The sequence below is a fragment of the Streptomyces sp. NPDC049577 genome, from assembly GCF_040675635.1.
Classification (GTDB): Bacteria; Actinomycetota; Actinomycetes; order Streptomycetales; family Streptomycetaceae; genus Streptomyces.
On record NZ_JBFAPH010000612.1, the window covers coordinates 1 to 1,637 of the forward strand.

The window sequence follows — 1,637 nt, forward strand, 5'->3', positions numbered from 1 at the left end:
GCCGGCCGCGGCGACCTGCATGACCGCCTTGGCGTGGTCCGCGGCGGGGTGGTCGGGGGCCTGGTGTGCGGCGCTGATGCCGCAGGCGGCGCTGTAGTCGAAGGTGCCGTAGTGCAGGGCGGTGACCCGGCCCCCGCCCGCGTCGATCATGCGGGCGACGGTGGCCCGGCCGTCGGGGCCGAGGACGGCCTGGGTAGTCTCGATCTGTATCTCGAAACGGATCCGGCCCGGCGCCAGGCCGCGTGCCTCCTCGAACTCGGCCGCGAGGCCGGCCATCGCGGTGACCTGCTCGGCGTAGGTGACCTTGGGCAGGGTGAGGACGAGCCCCTCGGGCAGCCCGCCGGCGTCCATCAGGCCGGTGAGGAAGACGTCCAGGGTTCGGATGCCCCGGTCGCGGACGGCCGCCTCCAGGCACTTCATGCGGATGCCGACGTACGGGGGCGCGGTGCCCCGCTCGCACGCCCCGGCGACGAAGCGGGCCGCGCGGGCGGCCGCCGCGTCCTCCTCGGCGTCGGGGCGCGGGCCGTAGCCGTCCTCGAAGTCGATGCGCAGGTCCTCCACCGGCTCGCGGCGGAGCTTGGCCCGTACGCGGTCGTGGACGGGCCCGGCGAGCGGGGCGGGTATGCCGAGGATTCCGGCGAAGGACCGTGCGTCGGGGGCGTGTTCGTCGAGGGCGGCGAGCGCGCCGTCGCCCCAGGCGCGGACGGTGTCCGGCGCGAGGGCGTCGGCGGGGACGTAGACGGTGTGGACGGGCTGCCTGGTGCCGGCGTCGCCGGGATAGCGGCGGGCGAGCTCGGCGTCGACGCGGGCCAGTGAGGCGGCCACGCGTGCGCCGGTCGTGTGCGTGAAGGTCGTCGCGACTGCCGTCTGCTGCCCCATGCCACCCACCCCGTTTCCGGTTCGCGGAATCGGTCATCCGTGTGGCGAAGCTATCGGGGGCGGTGGGGTGGGTCAACCGCCCGACGGCAGGTGCCGATGGCGGGCGGGGCTCAGGTCTGGGTCCTGACGATGTGCTCGGCCGCCTCGCTCTCCGCCTCCGCGGGGTCGAGTTCGCTGACGGTCAGCAGGTCGGTGTTGTCGCGGAGGTCGGCCTCCCATGCGTCGGCCAGCTTCTCCTGCCGCTCGCGCGGCAGCTGTTCGACCTTCTCCCGGCTCGCGGGGCTCAGGGCGTGCAGGAAGCGCGTCAGGCTGTCAGTCTGCATGGGGTTTCTTCCTCTCTCCTCCCCCATCCCTTCCAGTCTGCGCGCACGGCCCGACCTGCCGTCCGGGAAACCTCACCCGAACGGCGGCGGCGCGCCCGCTAGCCCAGCGCCCTGAGGCCCGGGACGAAGGTGACGAGCAGCGGCACGGCCGGCACCAGGGCGGCGACGGCCGTCAGCCGCAGGCGGCGGGCCGCCGTCAGGCGCGGGGCCGGGGCGAGGAGGCGGTGCACCCGGTCCGGGACGTGGGAACGGCGGCCGGGGCAGGGCCCGAACACACCGCGGTCCTCGTTCAGTTCGACGAGGGCGAGGGCGGTCGTCAGCCGGCCGAAGCGGCGCGAGGACCGCGGCCGCCTTGTTGCGGCACTCGGCGTCCTCGGCCGCCGGGTCGGAGTCGGCGACGACGCCGGCCCCGGCCTGGACGTAGGCCGTGCCGTC

Annotated in this window: 2 protein-coding genes and 1 pseudogene; all 3 read right to left on the reverse strand. The window is 75.4% G+C overall.

All coding sequences use genetic code 11. The features are described from left to right. Positions 1–879, reverse strand: an 879-nt coding sequence (locus tag AB0K09_RS33225) for an aldolase/citrate lyase family protein (protein WP_366069112.1), incomplete at its 3' end; no start/stop codon positions are given. Between the two features lie 110 nt (positions 880–989). Continuing rightward, positions 990–1,202 (reverse strand): hypothetical protein, encoded by a 213-nt coding sequence (locus tag AB0K09_RS33230; RefSeq protein WP_366069113.1) that lies wholly within the window; start codon positions 1,200–1,202, stop codon positions 990–992. Between the two features lie 98 nt (positions 1,203–1,300). Then, positions 1,301–1,543: pseudogene (locus AB0K09_RS33235) on the reverse strand (M56 family peptidase); the annotation flags it as partial. Between the last annotated feature and the right edge of the window lie 94 nt (positions 1,544–1,637).

What these genes read in the sequence shown, in the direction of transcription:
- AB0K09_RS33230 (WP_366069113.1), bottom strand. Translation starts at nt 1,202, where the DNA reads ATGCAGACTGACAGCCTGACGCGCTTCCTGCACGCCCTGAGCCCCGCG.